This is a genomic window from Aquimarina agarilytica ZC1, from assembly GCF_000255455.1.
GTDB lineage: Bacteria > Bacteroidota > Bacteroidia > Flavobacteriales > Flavobacteriaceae > Aquimarina > Aquimarina agarilytica.
This window is the reverse complement of sequence record NZ_JH621255.1, coordinates 80,652-101,570: the sequence shown is the minus strand read 5'-3', so window position 1 is coordinate 101,570 and position 20,919 is coordinate 80,652. Positions and strand designations below refer to the sequence as shown.

Below are 20,919 nucleotides of genomic sequence, written 5' to 3'. Positions count from 1 at the left end.
CGTGTAGGTGCAGATGGTAATGAGCGTACTTTTAATTTTAATTTTCAACTTTCGGTAGGCTATCGTTTTATGTAGAAAGCTTATGCCGGGAAAAAAAATAAACGACCTGTTTAGTGTTTCACTTGCAGGTCGTTTGTTTTTGTAGTTTCTCTATAGAATCATAGCGTAATTTCTTCAACAGTTTTGCTGTTGTCTTTATAAACACGGTCAATTAATAATCTTCTAGGGTCTATAGCTAATTTGGCTGGTATTGTATCTATTTCAAAACTAAAATCCATTTCGGGTTTTGTTATTTTAACTCGTTTTTGAAAAATAAGACTCTTTTCATCCTCATCCCCAAAAGCACCCAGATCGATCCAATCGTTTATTGGAATGTTTTTTTCAACACCAATGGAATCTGCTCGTATTTTTTTTGCAGTTATTTTCATCGAAATTTGGTATTTTCCGTTGTTTACTTTTTTATAAGTAGCTTCTTTTATTCTGTTGTCATATAATGTGATCGTTTTCAATAAATCAGTGACTAAATAATTTAAAGAATCGGGAACTTGAGGTTCTAGATATTCTAAAAAATCAAGTGAGGTTGGATAAGGCGGATTTTTGTATTTAAATTCATTTAAAAAATTACGCATAGCTGTGTTCACCTTGTCTTCGCCAATATAGTCTTGTAAGGCATATAATACTACACTACCTTTTCCGTAATGGATGTATTGTTGATTCTCTACTTTGTAAATAGGGAGTTCCTTGTTTAATTCTCCACTTCGACCTCTCAAATAACGTTCGTGATTATATTTGAGGAATTCACGCATTTTCATAGGAGTACCTGATTTTTTTTTCATCACCATAAGCGAAGCATATTCAGAAAAACCTTCGCTAAACAGGGTTGCTCCTTGCATACGGGCACCTATAACTTGATGTGCCCACCATTGGTGTGCCATTTCATGGGCAATAACAGCATCTACTACATTGTTTTTGTCTTCATCTTCTAAGTTGACAATAAAACCCAAAGATTCCGAATAGGGCATAGTGCCTGGGAAAGCTTGAGCAAAAGTACTGTAACGAGGAAATTCAATAATCCGACATTGATTATGCATATAGGGACCAAAATTTTCGGAGTAATAAGTTAGTGAGTTTTCAACAGCATCCAGCATTTTGACTACATTTTGTGGGTGTTTTTGATCGTAATACACTTCTAAAGCAATACCGTTCCAATCCCGTTTTTTTATTTTGTATTTGCCCGAAACAAATGATACAAAATTTAAAGAAGGATGGTCTATTTGATAATGAAAATAGGTCCTGTTATTAGCTATCCATTTTTTTACTAAGGTACCAGGAGCAATAGCAATTTGATCATTTGCAGTAGATATCACTGTTTCAATGCAAGTAAAATCAGAGGTTCCATTAGAAATATAATTACGCATGCAATGAGTAGAACAATTAGCTTGCAATTTGGGCATGATTTCTTTTTTTGGTAATCCGTATTTTTTTCTCAAATTTTTATCACTAAGTTCTGCTCCAGAAGAATAACCAATAGTAGGAAATACAGTGCTGTTATTTAAAAAAGTACCGTTGGCAACAATACTGGTCAATTCATTATTGTTTTCAAAACCTTTGGTAAGGTATTTTACGTTAATTTCTAAAGGAATTTCTTGATTAGGCTGCAACGGGTTATTTAACTTATAAATCTGATAACCTAATTCTTTGTCATCTAAAATCAATTCCGAATCTGGAATAAGAATTTCGGTTTCCCAATTTTGATGAATATTAAAATGAATAGAATCAATTGCAGTATCGGATTCATTTGCAAGTGTAGCTTTTGCTTTAGCAATTACATTTCTTTTGTAGGCAAAAATATCAACAAAATAATTGATGTCTTTTAATTTAGGTAAATTAATTTTCTCAAACTTCTTGTATTTTTTTTCATAATCTACCTGTGATAATTCTATTTCATCAGCAGTAGGCATTTTGTTTAATAGCTGTGTATTGTAATACACAAATCCGGCAACAAGTAACCAAGTGGTGATTATGCCTAAAAAGAAAATTTTGTAACCTGTACTTATTTGCTTTAGCCCTACAGATACTCTGTTTTTTAAGGATTCCATTTTTCCGCGATTCCATAATAAACCAGCAATGGATAAGCATATAGTAGCTAATAGTAACCAATATGTATTAAACCACAATGCTCTTTTTAGAGAAGGGCCAAATGAATTCATATCAGAAAACAAAAGATTAGGTCTTCCTCCAATGTACATCATGTTAGATTCAATATCAAAAGCGAAAAGTAATGTGTCAAGTATAAATAGTATTAAAATAGATATAAAATATCCAATATACTTGTTTTTGCAGAGTACTTGAATCAAGATCATTATGCCACTAAAAATAAAGTAGCTGCTTAAATCCACATACAAAAAATCAAAAATATAAGTATTAAGGTCTATACGATAATAACCTTTGCCAAGTTGATATAAAATACCACAGATAATAAAAAATATACGAAGTAAAGAAGCTATAGCCACCAATGAAAGCGTTTTGGCAACTAATGAAATTAGAGAAGTATGCGGAGTAGCATCTATCACTTCATTAATTTTGTAATCACGATCCCTCCAAATTAATTCACCCGAAAAAAACACGATTATAATTAAGATAAAAAAAGAAGTTCCTTTGATGGTATCTATAATTTTATAAGTTACCGGGTAACTCTGTAAACCATAGTATTCGTATCCAGAAATGAGGTTTGAAATTAAAATTATAAGACTAAATAATAGTAAAATTTTAAAGGTGACATTTTTAAAAATGCTCAAAAAATTAATAAAAAAGAAACTCTTAAAATGATCCCAATGCGTACGTATTGTGTAAGCTTGTTGTATTTTAGGAAGTGTAAAAACAGTATTTGAAGTTTCAATTTTCTTTTTAAGCGCTTTTTCTTTTTTATTTTTTTTATGAAATGAAAAACTGAAAAAAGAAATTATCAAAATAATTACAGACAATCCCAACCAGACAATTCTATTAATTAGTAGAAAACCTGTTAAAGATGGATTTAAGCTGTTTTTTTCTATAACAGTATAGTATTTGGTTTGAGTGTTGTAGGTGTTTAAGCCAAATATGTCTGTGAGCGCACCTATGCTTTCATTTTCTACATCTGAAATGATATTAAGCGAAATAATATAACCAATCACTATTAGTAAAGAGCCTACAAATGAAATAACGGTACTTTTCCATTTGTTAGCCATTCCAAATATGATCGCACCAGCAATAAACATATTGGGTAAAATAAAAATAAAGTAATTTTTTACAAATGTCATGAGTTGAAAGCCACCTATTCTATCTGGTGATATCCAATTAAATATTGGTCCTAGGTAACTTCCTATAATAATTCCAAGAAAAACACCCAATAGTGGAATAGTTGATAATATTAAAGCCCCAAAAAACCGTCCAAAGAAATAGCCAGATTTTGACAGCGGAGCACTAAAAAGTATTTCGTCAAAATTATTAGCATAATCGCGTAATGCGGCATTATTAAAAAAAGCGGTGGCTGTTAATAATCCAAAAAATGATAAAATAATAGTATAAATGCTAATAACGTGCGGGGCGTTCTTATAAACATTACCAACAGATCCTCCTATGGAAACATGATCACTTACAACAGCTCCAAATGTTAGCAGACTAATAAGGACAAAAAAAACATATATCATGGGTTGCTTAAGAGCAGCTTTAAGCTCTTTTGCAAAAAAAATATAAAACATAATCGTAAGGTTGAGGGTTAAACTAAAGCGTTTTGTGTGTTAATTTTGGAAAAGAAAACATCTTCCAAATTAGGTTTAACTTGTTCAAAGCCTTCATAAGGATTTGTTTCGCTATAAATATGAATTAAAGGTTGTCCCCCAACCATTTTGTTTGAAATTAAAGTATAATTGTTGGCATATTCTTTCAAGTTATCTCGAGATACAATTTTTTGATAAATTTTGCCATCCAAATCATTGATGGCATGTTGAGGTGATCCTTGATACACTATGTTGCCCAGATTCATAATGGCCATTTTGGTACAAAGCTCTCTAACATCATCAACAATGTGCGTGGATAAGATTACAATAACTTCTTCGCCAACTTCTGCTAATAAATTATAAAATCTATTTCTTTCACTTGGATCTAAACCGGCTGTAGGCTCGTCAACTATTATTAAACTTGGGTTGCCAATTAAAGCTTGGGCTATGCCAACACGTTGTTTCATTCCTCCAGAAAACCCTTTTACGCTTTTGTTGCGTTTTTCATATAAATTAACTTTGTCTAATAAATAGTTAACTAATTCCTTTCTTTTTTTGGAATTAGTAATCCCTTTTAAAATAGCTAAATGATCAAGCAATTGTGCCGCAGTTATCCTAGGATACACTCCAAATTCCTGAGGTAAGTAACCCAATACTTTTCTTAAAGCTTCTGGCTGATTAATAACATCTATATCATTAAGTGTGATGCTACCACTATCTGCTTTTTGTAGTGTGGCTAAGGTTCTCATTAATGAAGATTTCCCAGCTCCATTTGGACCTAAAAGACCAAACATTCCATTGGTAATCTCTATAGAAATATTGTTTAGTGCTTTTACATTATTAGGATAGGTTTTTGCTAAATTTTCAATTTTAAGTTTGTGCATAAGATGGTTAATGTAATGAACAATTAATTCCCTCTAATGTACAAAATACTTAAGTATAGAGATCTAAGAAATTAGTGGTTGGTTAAAAGTTACTAGTCATTCGATCGGAATCCAATTTAACCATAATAAAAACAAGCATGGTAAATCCCCATAAGCCGGAGCCTCCGTAGCTAAAAAAAGGCAAGGGTATACCTACTGTGGGCACTATTCCTATAACCATTCCGATATTTACAAAGAAATGGATGAATAAGATACTGGCAACAGAGTAGCAATACACCCTATTGAATTGACTTTTTTGCCTTTCGGCAATAAATAGGGCGCGGATAATTAAAATGCTGAAAAGAATGATAACAAATACACTGCCAACAAAGCCCCATTCTTCACCAACAGTGCTAAAAATATAATCGGTATGTTGCTCAGGTACAAAGCCTCCTTTGGTTTGAGTGCCTTCGGTCCAGCCTTTTCCAAACCAACCGCCACTTCCAATAGCAATTTCACTTTGATCGGTATTGTAGCCAATCCCTTTAGCATCAACTTCTTTTCCTAAAACAATATTAAAACGATCACGGTGATGTTGTTTGAATACATGGTTAAATACATAGTTTACTGAAAAACTAAATAGACTTATTCCAATAGTGTAGATTACTAATTTAGAAATTAGATTCTTTTTCTTTTTGGTAAGAAAGTAAATGCAAATAGCGATAATACTACTGCATATTATAACTGTGGTAGCATTAAAAAGAAGTGTGAGTACAAATACACTAATTGCTAAAAAACCTAAAAATAAATACAAACCTGCAATACCTTCTCTATACATGGTGAAAATAAAAGCAGCGTACACCAAGGCACTTCCAGCATCGGGCTGTCCCATAATTAAAAGTGCAGGTAAAGCTAAAATTAAAAGGGCTTTGGCTTGGTGTTTAAAGTGCTTCATATTGGTTTGCAAGTCACTAATGTATTTTGCTAATGCCAAAGCAGTTGCTGCTTTAGCAAATTCTGAAGGTTGAATGCTAATGCCTCCAAATACATACCAAGATGTGGCTCCAGATATTGTTTTTCCAAAAATAAATAGGCCCAATAAGCTGACTAAAGAAACCATATAAATTATACTGGAAAAGCGTTCGAAAAATTTACTCTCTGTGGCTAAAATGATAATGATGAATATCATACTCAGACCAATCCAAAGGGCTTGTTTACCATAGGGTTGATTTAAGTCAAAATATGAAGTGGCGGCGTCACTTAATGAGGCTGAATAAATGTTGATCCAGCCAAATATGACTAATAAAAAATAAACAAGTATGGATATCCAATCGATATTTCCCAAGTTTGATTTAGCCATATTTATTGATTAATTTTAAATGGTTCTCCACTATAAGGTTTGGCGTATTCTTCTTCTAGACTATGATTTAAAACCCATTCTTCCATGCGTTTTAAAGTGATTTCTTTTTTGATATATTTTTCAATCATTAAACTAGAAATCCTTCCGGCATATCGAGCTCCCCAATATCCATTTTCTACAAAAACAGCTAAAGCGATTTGAGGATTATTTTTTGGAGCAAAAGCTATAAAAATAGAGTGATCAGTTAATTGAGTACGCTTGCCGTCTATTTTAGTAAAGTTTTCTGCAGTACCTGTTTTTCCGCAAATTGAAATTCCTGGAACTTGTAAAAAACTGGCAGTACCTTTGGTGAATACTTGTTCCATACCTTCGATTACTTTTTCAAAATGAATCGGACTAATTGTGGTGTGTTTTTTAGTCGTAAACTTTGGTTCGGTAATTTTTGTATTGTTGATTTTTTTAAGCATGTGAGGTGTGTAATAAAAACCTCTGTTGGCAATTGCGGCAGTCATATTTGCCAATTGTATAGGGGTAGATACCACTTCGCCTTGTCCAATAGCATTAGAAAGTGTGGTGGTGGCTCTCCAGTTTTTAGCAGGATATACTTTGTCATAATAGGCGGCACTTGGTATACGCCCTGGTCTACCTGGTGGAAGGTCGTATCCTAGGAAATTACCAAAGCCAAAGCTTTCTAGATGTTTACGCCAGTTGTCTAATCCTTTTTGAGGAGGTTCATACTTTTCTATGATTTTACGGTATACTTGGGCAAAATAAGAGTTACATGAAACGGCTATTCCTTTGGTCAGATTTACGGGGCTTGGGTGGGCGTGACATCCCATTTTTCGTCCTCGACTGCCATATTTGTATCCATGATAACATGAAAAACGATCTTCGGGGGCAATAACACCCTCTTCCAAAGCAATAAGTGCATTTATAGTTTTAAAAGGAGAGCCAGGAGGGTATTCGGCAAGCAGCCCTCTGTCATAAAGTGGTTTGCTTATAGTGTCGTAATACATTCGGGTATAATTGGTCGATCTTTTTCTTCCTACCAATAGATCAGGATCGTAACTTGGTGCGGTGATAAGGGCTAGTATTTCTCCACTTGATGGTTCAATAGCAACAATACCACCACGTTTATTTTGCATTAGTTTTTTTCCGTATTCCTGTAATTCAATGTCAATGGTTAAGTGAAGATCTTTACCACGGACAGGGAGTGTGTCTAACTTTCCTGCTTTGTAAGGGGCAATTTCTCTATTTAATCGATCCTTTTGTATGTATTTAACTCCTTTTATGCCTCGTAATTCTTTTTCGTAAGCACTTTCAATTCCTTGTTTACCAATTAAATCTCCAGACCTGTAATAGGGTTGTTTTTTTATAATTCGATTGTTTACTTCGCCAATAAAACCAAGTACGTTGGCGGCAGCTTTGGTTTTGTAATCTCGTAAGGAACGTTTTTGAATGTAAAAGCCTTCATACTTCCACATTTTTTCTTGTAAATAGGCATATTCACTTTTAGTTAGTTGAGGAACAATAACAGAGGGTAGTTGTCTAGAATAATTACGCGCTTTGTTAAGTTGCTTGACAAGTTTTTCCTTTTTGGTATTTAAAATTTTACAAAATTCAAGCGTATCAAAAGCTTTGATTTCTCGGGGTATAGCCATAACGTCATAGGAGGGTTGGTTGGCTACAAGCAATTTGTTATTTCTGTCAAATAAATACCCGCGTTGAGGGTAGTCGTATAAAATTTTTACCGCGTTATTTCGGGATAAATTTTCGTAGGAGGTATCATAAATTTGTAAATAGAATAAACGAGCAGTAAATCCTATTGCTGTAACTATAATAATAATAAGTAAAAGGAGTTTTCTCATGCCAATATTCTTGGATTAATTTCCTTTCCTAAATAACGATAAGCTAAGCAAAATAGTTGCAATAGAAAATATTCCAGCACCTAAAGTTTGTGATAGTACGAAGTTTATATAACGTAGCTCAAAAACTTCAAAACTAAATAAGGTAATATGATGTATGAAACACATTAAAACAACGTATATGACCAATTGTTTAAATGGAGCGTTGTTTAATTTAAGATTTTGATGAATGTAGTTAAGTCCAAAGCAATTTTCAAGTATAAAAGGTCTTAAATAACTTATTAGTAGACATGCTGCAGCGTGCGAGCCTCCAGAGTTACCAAACATATCTAATGTAAGTCCTAACATAAAACTTGAAATAAGGAATATCCAAGGTTGATTTTGAATAGGGTAGAGTAAAATGAAAATAATATATGGATAGGGGTTAATGTATCCAAATAGCAATATCTTATTAAAAATAACAACTTGCATTAATGCAAGGCTTAAAAAGCGGACTATATTTAGTGTAATGGTATTATTCATTAGTCTGTTTTTCAATGGCCTTTATTTCTGTGGCATTTTTGTTTTCAATAACATTAACAAACCCAATATTGGTCATGTCATTAAATAATTTGATATTAACGGTGTAGTAACTTTCATTCGTATCAAGTTGAAAATCTTTAATGGCACCAATAAGGATTCCTTTTGGAAAAATAGTTGAACGGCCACCGGTAACTATGGTATCTCCAATTTTTAAGGGGGCAAGTCTAGGGATGTCTATTAATTGGACAATGTTAGGTGACTTAGTATTCCAAACTAAAGAACCAAAATGATTTGTTTTTTTTAGCTTAGCGTTTATACGAGAGTTTTTGTTAAGTATAGAAATTACTCTGGAATAATTGGTGCTGGCTTTTTGAACTATACCTACAATACCTAAATCGGTGATCACTCCCATGTCGGTATCTATACTGTCTTTTTTACCTTTGTTTAAAGTAATAAAATTGTTGGTCTTGTGGTAGTTATTGTTTATTACTAGTGCTGGTTTGTAATGGTATTGGATAGTGGCGGAGCTGTCTGTAGCTAGAGTGTTAATACTTGTCGTATCGATCCCTTTTTGCTGAAGCGCATTTTTAAGTTTTGCGTTTTCAATTAAAAGTCTATTGTTATAGGCTTTTAAACTGAAATAATTATCAATGTTACTTGTTACAGAAAATAAACCGCCAGTTAAAAAGCTGGTAGAGCTTATAAATTTACTTTTATGGTAGCTGTGGGATTGTATGGTAAGCCCAAAGGCTATGGTAAATAATATAATAAATAGCAGCGTATTCCTATATCGGATAAGAAAGTTTATTATTTGCTGCATGTTTTAATTGTATGCTATTTGTTGATTACACTTTTGTAGCGTTCCAAATTTTTAAGCGTAATTCCTGTTCCTCTTACAACGGCACGCAAAGGATCCTCGGCAATGTATACGGGTAAATCTGTTTTTTGAGAAAGTCGTTTATCCAAACCTCTAAGCATTGATCCTCCTCCAGCGAGATAAATACCTGTATTGTATATGTCGGCAGCTAATTCGGGTGGCGTTTGTGATAATGTTTCCATAACAGCATCCTCGATTCTTAAAATAGATTTGTCTAATGCTTTAGCTATTTCTCTAAATGAAATTTGTACCTGTTTAGGTTTACCAGTAAGTAAATCACGTCCTTGAACACTCATTTCTTCGGGCGGAACCTCAAGGTCTTCGGTAGCAGCACCGATTTGTATTTTTATTTTTTCAGCAGTGCGCTCACCTACATATAAATTGTGTTGTGTACGCATGTAGTAAATGATATCATTTGTAAATACATCACCAGCAATTTTTACCGATTTATCGCACACAATTCCTCCAAGGGCGATAACTGCAATTTCTGTAGTACCTCCTCCGATATCAACAATCATATTTCCTTTAGGTTGCATAATATCAACACCAATACCAATAGCAGCAGCCATAGGTTCGTGAATTAAAAATACTTCTTTACCATTTACACGTTCTGCACTTTCTTTTACCGCTCGCATTTCAACTTCAGTTATTCCACTAGGAATACAAATTACCATACGTAATGAAGGAGTAAAAAGTTTCTTTTTTAATGCAGGAATTTCTTTAATGAACATACTGATCATTTTTTCACTTGCATCAAAATCGGCAATAACTCCGTCCTTTAAAGGTCTTATGGTTTTAATATTTTCATGTGTCTTTCCTTGCATCATTGCGGCTTCTTTACCTACAGCAATGATTTTGCCACTATTCCGATCACGTGCAACTATAGACGGACTATCTACAACAACTTTGTCGTTATGAATAATTAATGTATTGGCTGTACCTAAATCAATAGCAATTTCTTCGGTAAGAAAGTCAAAAAAACCCATGCGTTTTTATGGAAAAAGGGGGTGAAACGTATTAAACATTAAAAATACTAAAATTAGCACAAATTTAAAGCCTATTTTTAATATAGTTTACAAAATTGGTCTAATTTATGCTAAACTAGTTGGTTCAAAATTAAGAAAAGCTCGAAATAAAAAAATATTTCGAGCTTTTTTAGGGAGTTTATTTTAGTTGTAATACCAATTATGTATTTAAAATGCATTATTTCAAACTTAATTGATATATGAAGTAATTAATGTTTAAAATGTCTAGTTCCTGTCATTACCATAGCCACTCCATTTGCATCACAATAATCAATACTTAATTGATCTTTGATGGATCCACCAGGTTGAATAACTGAAGTAATACCTGCTTTATCTGCCAATTCAACACAATCTGGGAATGGGAAAAAAGCATCACTAGCCATAGCAGCACCTTTTAAGTCAAATTTAAATGAATTTGCTTTTTCAACAGCATGTGTTAATGCGTCTACGCGCGAAGTTTGACCACAACCACTTGCCAATAATTGGTTGTTTTTAGCAAATACAATAGTATTAGATTTAGTGTGCTTACAAATTTTTGAAGCAAAAAGTAAATCTTTAATTTCTTGCGCAGTTGGTGCTTTTTTAGTGACTACTTTTAAGTCGCTTTCAGCATCAGTAATACTGTCTTTATCTTGTACTAATAATCCGTTTAGGCAGGTACGGACTTGGTCTGTAGGAAGTTCAATTTCATTTTGAACTAATAGGATTCTGTTTTTCTTTCCTTTAAGAATTTCTAAAGCATCTGCATCATAGGAAGGAGCAATAACTACTTCACAGAATAATTTGTGGATTTCTTCGGCTGTAGCCAAATCAATAGCAGTGTTACTAATTAAAACACCTCCAAAAGCAGAAACAGGATCACCTGCTAGTGCATCAAGGTAAGCTTGCTTAACAGTATCGCGTTGTGCTAACCCACAGGCATTATTATGTTTTAAAATAGCAAAAGTAGGAGCTTCTCCTTTAAATTCATTCATTAGGTTTACAGCACCATCAACATCTAAAAGGTTGTTGTATGAAAGCTCTTTTCCATGTAATTTTTGGAACATAGCTTCAAAATCACCAAAAAATGTTCCTTTTTGGTGTGGGTTTTCGCCGTAACGTAATGTTTTACCTTCGGTAATACTTGCTTTAAAAACCACTTCTTCTTTAGCTTCAGCATTAAAGTAATTAAAAATTGCAGTATCGTAATGCGAGGAAACATTAAAAGCTTTGGCAGCAAAACGCTTACGGTCTTTTAATGAAATACTTCCATTGTTAGCCGAAATTACTTCTAAGAAATCGGCATAGTCGTTAACAGAAGCAACACAAGTTACATCGGCAAAGTTTTTTGCAGCAGCTCTAATTAAAGAGATACCACCGATGTCAATTTTTTCGATAATATCCTGTTCAGGAGCACCAGAGGCTACAGTTTTTTCAAAAGGATATAAGTCAACAATAACTACATCAATTTGAGGAATATCATATTCAGCAATTTGCTCAACATCACTTTCAACGTTTTGACGGTTAAGGATACCTCCAAATACTTTAGGGTGAAGGGTTTTTACACGACCTCCTAGAATAGAAGGGTAACTGGTCACATCCTCAACAGGAACTACTTTAATACCTAGATCAGTAATAAATTTTTCGGTACCACCTGTGGAATAAATGGTAACACCTTGTTCGTCAAGTTTTTTTACAATTGGGGCCAATCCCTCTTTACTAAATACAGAGATAAGTGCTGACTTTACAGTCTTTGAATCGCTCATGGTGAATAGGATAAAATTAAGAATGCAAAATTACGTATTTGTCATTTAATTATGCTAATTCTCATTTGAATTTTGCTCAAAGAAAGATGTATATTTGAATCAAAGGATAATCTGAGTCTAATTTGTATGGTATTTTGGGATAATTATGATAAAGTATATGCCACCAAAATAGTTAATTAGAGACTAAATAGTTAGAAAATGAGAATTTGTTTTAGTGTAATTGTAGTAAGTTGTTTGTTAATTTTTTCTTGTAAAAAGAAAGAAGATCAACGTGGAGTGCCACCAATTGAAGCCGCCGCAGATAAAGATTTGAATAGGACCAAAACAAAAACGGCAGTGGTGTTTAATACGCCTCAAAATAAAGCATTATATGAACATTATTTGTTGCTTAAAGCTGCGCTAGTAAATACGAATGCAAAACAAACAAAAAAAGAGGCAGATAAGTTTAGTAAGTTGTTTGTTACAGATTCATTATATGCCAGAGCTAGACAAGTAGCGATTCTTATCGCAGCAGAAAATGATATAAAAAAACAACGAGAATTTTTTGTTGGATTAACCGATGAGGTAACTTCAATTTTAAAGGATGATGTTAAAAGCGGTAAGCTTTACCAACAATTTTGTCCAATGGCTTTTGAAGGTAAAGGAGGCTATTGGCTATCAGATAGTGATCAAGTTCGTAATCCTTATTTTGGTGATCAAATGCTAAAGTGTGGCGAAGTGGTAAAGGTGCTTCAGTAATTTTAGTTGTGAGTTGTCGGTTGTCAGTTTTTGTGTTGTTAAAAAATGTAAATTATCAAACAATAAAAAGATCAAGGATTTGTTGCCCTCTAACCTCTAACCTCTAACCTCTAACCTCTAACCTCATATATGTCTTCGCAGTCTAGGCTTTCTAGAGCATTTAAAAATGCTAAAAAACTATCTTTTGATGATACTTCGAAGCTTATCTTGTTCAGTGATTGTCACCGAGGGGATAATAGTTTTGCGGATGACTTTGCTAGGAATAAGAATATTTATTTTCATGCACTTAGTCATTATTTTGATCAAGGTTTTACTTACTGTGAATTAGGTGATGGTGATGAATTATGGGAAAATAGATCGTTTAATGAAATTTTTAGAGCACATGAAAATGTGTATTTATTATTTAAAAAATTTTATGAAGCAGGAAGATTTCAGCTTATATGGGGAAACCATGATATGATATACCGTAAACCCAATGTGGTAAAAAAATATTGGGACACGTATTTTGATCGAAAAACAAATACAAAAAAATCACTTTTACCCGGAGTTCAATTTGAAGAAGCTATTGTTTTTAAACATACCCAAACGGGGCAAGAATTGTTTTTAACACATGGTCACCAAGCAGATTTTATGAATTATGTAGCTTGGCGTTTTAATCGGTTTATGGTACGAGTACTTTGGAGGCCATTACAGGTAATCGGTATTTATGATCCAACAAGCCCTGCAAAAAATTATAGTGAAACTATAAAAGTGGAACGAAGAACCAGAAAATGGATTGGTCAAATTGGAAAAGTAGTTACTATAATTGGACATACCCACCGACCGCGTTTTCCTGAAAAAAATCAAATTCCTTTATTTAATACCGGTAGTTGTGTACATCCAAGAGCCATAACGGGTTTAGAAATTGTAAATGGAGAAATCTCATTAATTAAATGGCAAATTGCCACTACTAAGGATGGCGTACTAAAAATTATTAGAGTGCTTTTGGAAGGGCCACAAAAATTAACTGATTTTAATTTTTAAAATCGAATTAAAAGTTAGAATACAGTTTTGGGTAATAACTAGATGTTCAGCTATATAAAATGAGTTGTAGCCTTTGTGGGGTATTGTAGTGGTTAATTTAATATGTGATTAATGTTCAATTAACAATGACTAGGTAGCTTAGATTATTAAAAATCTAAAATGAAAAATGTATTAGTCTACATTTTCTATGCTTTGTTGGTATTTAATCAAGCTTATTGTCAATACATAAAATTTGAAAATTTCACCACAGATAATGGGCTATCAAATAATTCGGTAGTAGATATAGAAAATGATAATGATGGTGGATTATGGATCGCGACATGGGATGGTTTAAACTATTACGATGGATATGATTTTGTAGTTTTTAAACATGATGAGACCAATGAAAATTCCATTGGAGGGAATTACATTGCTAACATTGAAAAAGATAAAGAGGGGAGTATTTGGGTAATTACTGGCGAAGGAAAAGTGAGTAGGTATCTAGGGGATCACACATTTCAACATTTTCAATTCAATTTTACACCTTCAAAAATTCAAAAATCACATGAAGGAAGCATTTTTGTTTTTGGTAAAAACCAGTCTTATAAATTTACGGGGACAGCATTTGTTTTAGCAGATTTTAATGAAATCAATCATAATAATAGTGCTTTTTTTAAAGGAATTCTTCATACAAAATATCCTGATGTTATTATTAATGATGTATTACAGGATGACAAGAACAATATTTGGTTTGCTACTCGAAGAAATGGATTATTTATACTCCCTAATAATGTAGAAAATTTCGATAATAATAAAATAGATCATTACCTACATGATAACTATGCTTCTCATAGTTTAAATAGTAATGAGATTGAAAAATTACATAAAGATTATTTTGGGAATATTTGGTTAGCTCAAAAAGATGGAGGGTTGAGTATGGCTTATAAAGACTCGGATCAAATATCAACCGTAGCGCATCACCCAACTAAATATCCACACCTACCTAACGAAACTATTCGTGCGATTACTACAGATAAGCAGGGGATTATTTGGTTAGGTTACTATACAAAAGGACTATTTTATTATGATGTTACACACCAGTGTTATATCAAATTTGAAATTAATGAAAGTAAAAAAAATCAAGATTGGGAGCGTATACGAACGCTGAGTTTTACATCCGATGGATCGATCTGGGTAGGTACTTATGGAGGAGTAATAAAAATTAAAGACAAAAAATATACATTATATGATGCCAATACAATTCCAAATTATGCAAACAATAGGTGTTATTCTTTTTATGAGGATAATGAAAAACAATTGTGGGTAGCCGGTTGGGGAGGGCTTAGTAAGTATAATTTACAAAAAAATACTTTTGAAGCATTTGAAGGGCAAGAATTGTTAAGCTCCTACCATATAAGAAATATAAAAAAACACAAGGGTACATTGCTTATTGCTACAGAACAACAAGGAGTTATTTTTTTTGATGTAAAACATAAAAAAACAACTAAAATTAGTGAGCAAGATGGCGTGTTGGGGAATAGTGTCTTTTCAATTTTGGTTGATGAATTAAATGAAAACTACTGGATAGCCTCATTAGGGGGGATAACTATTTATAACAAAAAAAAAGGGATTCTTAAAAAAATAACAGAAAAAGAAGGCTTACCCAGTCATTTGGTTTATGGGGTGTTAGCAGGCGATGATAAAATTTGGGTTACCACCACAAAGGGTATTGCTTATATTGATAAAAATAATTTTAGTGTAAAGCCCATTACCGCCGATGGCGGTATAGCAGTAAAGGAGTTTTCCGAAGGAGCTTATTACCGAGACCCGAAAGGGGGGCTATATTTTGGAGGAATAAATGGACTTATTTATTTTAATCCAAAGTCAGTTAATTTTAGTAAAAATAAATCAAAAATTAAGGTAAGGCTTGCAGGAGAAAATGAGTTTTTAAAAAGGATTGTGCGCAAACATGAACAGAATGATTTTAAAATAACGATTACTCCAGTGGTATTCCCTAGCACTCATACAGCAACTTTTTATTATAAGTTAGAAGGATTTGATCAACATTGGAAGTCAGCTACTGCAAAGAAGGAGCTATTATATGAAGATTTACCTTCGGGGAAATATGATTTTTTTATTAGAGATACTAATGCCCCAACTAAGGAACATGTTTTTGGAATTACGGTAGAAAAGTCTTTTTATGAAACCACTAATTTTTATCTGTTTGCATTATTCTTTTTTGTTGGAGGAACCTTTGTTTTTTTACAGTTAAAAAATAAAAGGAATCGTATTCAACAGCAAAAATTAGAAAGTCAAATAGTAGAACGTACCCAAGTAATTCATAATCAAAAAGAAGATTTGCTTAAAGTGAATTCAATACTAGATGAGAAAAATCAAGAAATTTTATCACAAAAAGAGCAATTACTTCAACTTCATCATAATTTAAAAAATCAAGATTTTGAGATAGAGGCTTTTAAAACATTTGTATTGTCAGAATTTCAAAAGCCGGTATCCAAAATTATAAAAGCTTCATATAAGGTAAAGGATGAATTACATGTTAGAGAACAATTATTAAATCAATCGGGGAAAATAATTGATTTAATTTCTCAGTGGAACAATCTGGATTACATCAAAGATATTGGTGCTAAAAAAAATGTCCTAGTTAATATCCAACCTGTAATTAATGAAATTGTAAAAAGGCTAGGGGAGAAACTAAAAGGGAATAAGGTCAATTTTGAAGCACAAATTAGTACCGATATAGGGTGGGTAGAAATTGATTTATTACGCTTCAAATTACTTTTTCAATATTTATTTAATGACTTAATTAAATATTCGGATATACATACAAATTTAGTTGTCCAATTAACTTATCGAGAAGGCGCTATTCACTTTAGGATACTTTCCAATAGTAAGGTTTTAATTAATAATTGGTGTAGTATAAGTAGTTTTAGTCCTTACTTTAAGGCTTTTAAAATTTTAGTTGCTGATTTAGAAGGCGATTTTGCCACACAAATTAATGATCAATTTAAAGCAACCTTACAAATTCCTGTAGCTTTAATCACTTCTGTAGAAAAAACAAAAGAAATCATATCATGGAAACATCTTGATTTAAGCGAACAGCTTTCGTTAAACAAGAATACTATTTTAGTTTTTGCAGAAAAAACAAATTTTAGTGTCGCTAACCAGTTGTTGGAAAATGAAGCAGATAATTTGATTTTTGAAAATACTATAGGGGATTTATTATCGGTTATAAAACAGGTAACTATTGATGCTTTAGTTCTTTATCAGTCAATTTTTGATAAAGAATTGGTCTCCTTTCTAAAAACAAACATTAAAAAAAGTGGAAATAAGAAAATACCTGTACTATACATATCGGAAGAAATTAATTATGAGCTACTAGAAAAATCAATGGTTTTTAATATTGATGAAGTTATTCAGTTGCCTACCAGTGATGTTTATATTAGGAATAAGATTTTAGCCTTAATTGATAATAATGAAGAGAATAAGATTGAAAATAAATTTAACGAAGAAATTTTAAAAATTTTAACTGAAGATGATGACTTACTCACGGCTAATGAAAAGCTATTAAAGCAGAGTGTTGAAATTATAAAAAAGGAACTTTCGAACCCCTCATTCAATATCGAAAAGTTAATATCCATACAAGGAATATCACGAATAAAATGTTACCGAATGTTTAAAGAGCTTACCGGGAAATCACCATCGGATGTATTAAGCTCTTTACGCTTACAAAAAGCAGCCTTCCTTTTAAGAAACAAAAAATTAAACATATCAGAAATAAGTTTTGAATGTGGCTATAATGATTCAAAATACTTTGGGCGTATGTTTAAAAAGTCATACGGAGTGAGTCCTAAGGTTTTTAAAGAGCAATCAAATGCAGTACATGAGTTAATTTAGGATTACTCTCGAGTTAGTTAAATGTTACTGTAACAAAAGTACCCCTATTTGATATTAAAGGCAGGTGATTTTGATATAAAAACACCCCTAATTGAAACAATTCTACCCCTTCTAAAAAAAGTCTAAGAATACATTTGGACTAAACCAAAACTATTTGTTTACATGAAAAAACATTGCTTTTTTTTAATAATTGCTTTAGGAAGCATATATAGTGCCTTTGCTCAAATAACAGTAAGAGGTACGGTAAAATCGGCAGATGATAATACCCCAATTCCATCTGCCGCTATTTACTCCAAGGGTCAACCAGATATTGGTGTGGCCTCAGATTTTGATGGTAACTTTTCAATTGAATTGAATGAGAAAAATGGAATACTTGTTGTTTCATCATTAGGATTTAAAACTAAAGAAGTTTCATATACAGGAAATCAGGTTTTAGAAATTAACCTGAATACAGATTTAAGTGCTTTGGAAGAAGTGGTGCTTATTGGATATGGTACAGCTAAAAAAGGAGATTTAACTTCGGCGATTGCTCCGGTTGAAAATATCGCAACTTTAGTGAGCAGACCCGTAACTAATTTTACGGATTTTTTACAAGGGAATACACCAGGTGTAACGGTGCTACAAAATGGAGGTGATCCGACAAGCCCAGCTAAGGTTGTTATACGTGGTTTAAGTTCGGTAAACTCAAGCTCGGAAAGTGTATTAACTATAGTTGATGGAGTGCCCTATTATGGGCCCGCAATTAATCCCAATGATATTGCCTCCGCCTCTGTTTTAAAAGATGCCGCTTCTACAGCTATTTATGGAGCCCTAGGTAGTGGAGGTGTAATTTTGATCGAAACTAAAAAAGGAAAAAAAGGGAAGCCTAGAGTTGCTATCGACACCTATACTGGATATAAAAATGCGATTAATTTACCTACGGCCTTGACTGCAGAACAACAAGCAGCGGTATATAATTTAGCAGCAGGTAATGGAGGTGATCCGCTACAATCAGCTCATGACCCCGAACAAAATCCTTGGGGGCAAGTTACCCGTACCGATTGGATTAAAGAAATTTTTAGAAACGCTCCTACAACCAATGTAAATGCGAGTGTAAGTGGAGCAGGAGAGTATTCAAATTATTTTACTTCTTTTAGCTATAATAACACCGAGGGGGTGTTGCAAGGGACCGGCTTTGAACGCTATACATTTAGAGTAAAATCTGATTTTGATATTACAAATAAACTAACCATTGGTGAAAATGTTTATTTTTCTCAAAGTAATGCTGTTGGTGCAGATACATCAAGTGGGTATTCGGGAACAATAATAAATGGAATTTATATGCCATCGGCAGCACCAACTCGTGACGAAAATGGAGATTTTCATGGAGTAGTGCCATTTAATCTTTCTCAATTTGCAGGGGCATATGGGGATGTGTTTAACCCATTAGCGTTATTGTTGGCACCAACTGATAATAGACCTTCAACTTACTTAAATGCAGGAGCATTTTTAAATTATGAAATTTTAGAAGGTTTAAATTTCAGAACAAATTTTTCATATGCATTTACCAATAACAGAACAAAACGTTTTGTGCTTATTAGAAGGGAATTAGGAAGAACCAATTTAGTGAACTCACTTACACAAACTAATGCCGTGGATGATACTTGGGTATGGGATAATCAAATCGCCTATGTAAAGTCGTTTGGAAATCATAATTTAAATGCCACAGCGATTCATTCTGCTCAAAATGTATCATTTGAATCCTTATCTCAACGAGGGGAAGGTTTTAGTAGTGAGGCTCCTTTTAATCAATTTTTAGGAAATGCTACTGTGATTAGAAATCCTAGTTCAAGAGTATATCAAAGGAGGTTGAGGTCTATAATTACTAGATTGATGTATAATTATGACAATCGCTATTATGTGAGTGGTAGTTACAGACAAGATGAATCATCAAGATTAAGTGTTAAAAACCAAAAAGATGATTTCTTTTCGGGAACAGTAGCTTGGAAAATTTCTAACGAAAGTTTTTTTAATACCAATTTTATTAATGACTTAAAAATAAGAGCATCGTATGGTGAAAAAGGAAATATCAACTCGGTATCATCCTATAGTTTTGATGTTCCTTTGGGAAGTGATGATGAAGTAATAGGAGCAAATGGCGGTTTTGGAAATCGTTCAATTTTTGAATTATCGGAATCCAATCCTAATTTAACATGGGAACGATCTAAATCGATCAATGTTGGTTTGGATACTGCAATACTTAATAATTCCTTATCATTTACCGCAGATTATTTTGAAAAAAGAACAGTTGATATGCTTTTTCCTGGTGATCCAGATGCCACTAAAGGGATTGGTCCTAGTTTAGTAAATGCTGGTGAAGTTTTAAACAGGGGTGTTGAATTAAGTGCTACCTACAAGAATACTATTGGTGATCTTGGTTTTAAAATAAATGCCAATATCTTTTCATTATTACAAAATGAGTTAGTGAGCTTAGCAGGTGATACAGAGGTTTTTGATGTGCCTCAAACAGACGATACATCGGTGCGTCAAGTGTTAAGGCCTTTTAGATCAAAAATAGGAGAGGAATTATTTTCTTATTTTTTAGTTCCTTATGAAGGGATTTTTCAAAATCAAGCAGAAATAGATGCACATAGTTTAGACGGAAACTTAATTCAGCCAAATGCCGTGCCAGGTGATTTTAAATTCACAGATACTAATGGTGATGGTAAAATAAGTCCCGATGATAGACAATATTTGGGGAGTTACCAACCAGATTTTACCTATAGTTTTGGAGTAAATTTAGACTACAAAGGATTTGATTTAAATATGCTTTTTCAAGGAGTAAGTGGATCAAAAGTATTTAATGGATATAAATATGCTACCTATAACGCTTCTTTACAAGGATATAATTTAGACAATAGAGTATTGAATGCTTGGACGTCAGAAAATACGAATACGGATATTCCTCGAATTTCTACAAAAGATAACAATAGCAATTTTGGAACCAATTCAAGTTGGTATTTAGAAGATGCTTCCTATTTGCGATTAAAAAATATAACACTAGGTTATAGTATACCAGAGCAGGCAATGAGTAGTGTTTTCAAAGGCGCTTCGCTGCGACTTTTTGTATCAGCAGAAAATGTATTTACAATTACTGATTACTCCGGAATTGATCCTGAGGTAGGAGGTTTTGGATTAGATGTAGCCCGATTCCCATTATCGAGAACTATAACAACAGGTTTATCATTATCATTTTAAAATAGACACTCT

General features: G+C 33.0%; 13 protein-coding genes. 5 read left to right on the top strand and 8 right to left on the bottom strand.

What is annotated here, in order from left to right:
• Positions 1–75: hypothetical protein (locus tag KQA_RS20985; RefSeq protein WP_394330915.1), on the top strand; the 75-nt coding region annotated here is incomplete at its 5' end.
• Positions 76–158: 83 nt separating this feature from the next.
• Here the strand turns inward: KQA_RS20985 and KQA_RS0207625 are convergent.
• The 8 genes from KQA_RS0207625 to purH form a co-directional block, all read right to left on the bottom strand.
• Complete coding sequence (locus KQA_RS0207625; protein WP_010179717.1) at positions 159–3,740, bottom strand: M1 family aminopeptidase; 3,582 nt, start codon at positions 3,738–3,740, stop codon at positions 159–161.
• Positions 3,741–3,757: 17 nt separating this feature from the next.
• Positions 3,758–4,642 carry an ABC transporter ATP-binding protein gene (locus tag KQA_RS0207620; RefSeq protein WP_010179716.1) on the bottom strand — a complete coding sequence of 295 codons (885 nt, stop codon included), beginning with the start codon at positions 4,640–4,642 and terminating at the stop codon, positions 3,758–3,760.
• Positions 4,643–4,724: 82 nt separating this feature from the next.
• On the bottom strand, positions 4,725–5,981 hold the full coding sequence (gene rodA / locus KQA_RS0207615) for a rod shape-determining protein RodA (RefSeq protein WP_010179715.1): 1,257 nt from the start codon (positions 5,979–5,981) through the stop codon (positions 4,725–4,727).
• A gap of 2 nt (positions 5,982–5,983) precedes the next feature.
• Entirely contained in the window at positions 5,984–7,849 is a 1,866-nt protein-coding gene (mrdA, locus tag KQA_RS0207610) for a penicillin-binding protein 2 (RefSeq protein ID WP_010179714.1), read from the bottom strand.
• Between the two features lie 15 nt (positions 7,850–7,864).
• Complete coding sequence (locus KQA_RS0207605) at positions 7,865–8,368, bottom strand: hypothetical protein (RefSeq protein WP_010179713.1); 504 nt, start codon at positions 8,366–8,368, stop codon at positions 7,865–7,867.
• Entirely contained in the window at positions 8,361–9,188 is an 828-nt protein-coding gene (gene mreC / locus KQA_RS0207600) for a rod shape-determining protein MreC (RefSeq protein WP_010179712.1), read from the bottom strand. The genes KQA_RS0207605 and mreC overlap by 8 nt, the downstream gene beginning before the upstream one ends.
• A gap of 14 nt (positions 9,189–9,202) precedes the next feature.
• Positions 9,203–10,231, bottom strand: a complete 1,029-nt coding sequence (locus KQA_RS0207595) for a rod shape-determining protein (RefSeq protein ID WP_010179711.1) — start codon at positions 10,229–10,231, stop codon at positions 9,203–9,205.
• Positions 10,232–10,479: 248 nt separating this feature from the next.
• Complete coding sequence (purH, locus tag KQA_RS0207590) at positions 10,480–12,015, bottom strand: bifunctional phosphoribosylaminoimidazolecarboxamide formyltransferase/IMP cyclohydrolase (RefSeq protein ID WP_010179710.1); 1,536 nt, start codon at positions 12,013–12,015, stop codon at positions 10,480–10,482.
• Positions 12,016–12,213: 198 nt separating this feature from the next.
• Between purH and KQA_RS0207585 the strand changes: the two genes are divergently transcribed.
• The 4 genes from KQA_RS0207585 to KQA_RS0207570 all read left to right on the top strand — a co-directional run bounded on the left by KQA_RS0207585 (position 12,214) and on the right by KQA_RS0207570 (position 20,907).
• The gene (locus tag KQA_RS0207585; RefSeq protein WP_010179709.1) at positions 12,214–12,753 is read left to right on the top strand and encodes a DUF3347 domain-containing protein; all 540 of its coding nucleotides are present in this window, start codon (positions 12,214–12,216) and stop codon (positions 12,751–12,753) included.
• 129 nt (positions 12,754–12,882) lie between these two features.
• Positions 12,883–13,776 carry a metallophosphoesterase family protein gene (locus tag KQA_RS0207580; RefSeq protein ID WP_010179708.1) on the top strand — a complete coding sequence of 298 codons (894 nt, stop codon included), beginning with the start codon at positions 12,883–12,885 and terminating at the stop codon, positions 13,774–13,776.
• Between the two features lie 159 nt (positions 13,777–13,935).
• Complete coding sequence (locus KQA_RS0207575) at positions 13,936–17,670, top strand: two-component regulator propeller domain-containing protein (RefSeq protein ID WP_010179706.1); 3,735 nt, start codon at positions 13,936–13,938, stop codon at positions 17,668–17,670.
• 162 nt (positions 17,671–17,832) lie between these two features.
• Positions 17,833–20,907 carry a SusC/RagA family TonB-linked outer membrane protein gene (locus KQA_RS0207570; RefSeq protein ID WP_010179703.1) on the top strand — a complete coding sequence of 1,025 codons (3,075 nt, stop codon included), beginning with the start codon at positions 17,833–17,835 and terminating at the stop codon, positions 20,905–20,907.
• The last annotated feature ends 12 nt before the right edge of the window (positions 20,908–20,919 follow it).

What these genes read in the sequence shown, in the direction of transcription:
- KQA_RS0207625 (WP_010179717.1), bottom strand. Translation starts at nt 3,740, where the DNA reads ATGTTTTATATTTTTTTTGCAAAAGAGCTTAAAGCTGCTCTTAAGCAA.
- KQA_RS0207620 (WP_010179716.1), bottom strand. Translation starts at nt 4,642, where the DNA reads ATGCACAAACTTAAAATTGAAAATTTAGCAAAAACCTATCCTAATAAT.
- rodA (WP_010179715.1), bottom strand. Translation starts at nt 5,981, where the DNA reads ATGGCTAAATCAAACTTGGGAAATATCGATTGGATATCCATACTTGTT.
- mrdA (WP_010179714.1), bottom strand. Translation starts at nt 7,849, where the DNA reads ATGAGAAAACTCCTTTTACTTATTATTATTATAGTTACAGCAATAGGA.
- KQA_RS0207605 (WP_010179713.1), bottom strand. Translation starts at nt 8,368, where the DNA reads ATGAATAATACCATTACACTAAATATAGTCCGCTTTTTAAGCCTTGCA.
- mreC (WP_010179712.1), bottom strand. Translation starts at nt 9,188, where the DNA reads ATGCAGCAAATAATAAACTTTCTTATCCGATATAGGAATACGCTGCTA.
- KQA_RS0207595 (WP_010179711.1), bottom strand. Translation starts at nt 10,231, where the DNA reads ATGGGTTTTTTTGACTTTCTTACCGAAGAAATTGCTATTGATTTAGGT.
- purH (WP_010179710.1), bottom strand. Translation starts at nt 12,015, where the DNA reads ATGAGCGATTCAAAGACTGTAAAGTCAGCACTTATCTCTGTATTTAGT.
- KQA_RS0207585 (WP_010179709.1), top strand. Translation starts at nt 12,214, where the DNA reads ATGAGAATTTGTTTTAGTGTAATTGTAGTAAGTTGTTTGTTAATTTTT.
- KQA_RS0207580 (WP_010179708.1), top strand. Translation starts at nt 12,883, where the DNA reads ATGTCTTCGCAGTCTAGGCTTTCTAGAGCATTTAAAAATGCTAAAAAA.
- KQA_RS0207575 (WP_010179706.1), top strand. Translation starts at nt 13,936, where the DNA reads ATGAAAAATGTATTAGTCTACATTTTCTATGCTTTGTTGGTATTTAAT.
- KQA_RS0207570 (WP_010179703.1), top strand. Translation starts at nt 17,833, where the DNA reads ATGAAAAAACATTGCTTTTTTTTAATAATTGCTTTAGGAAGCATATAT.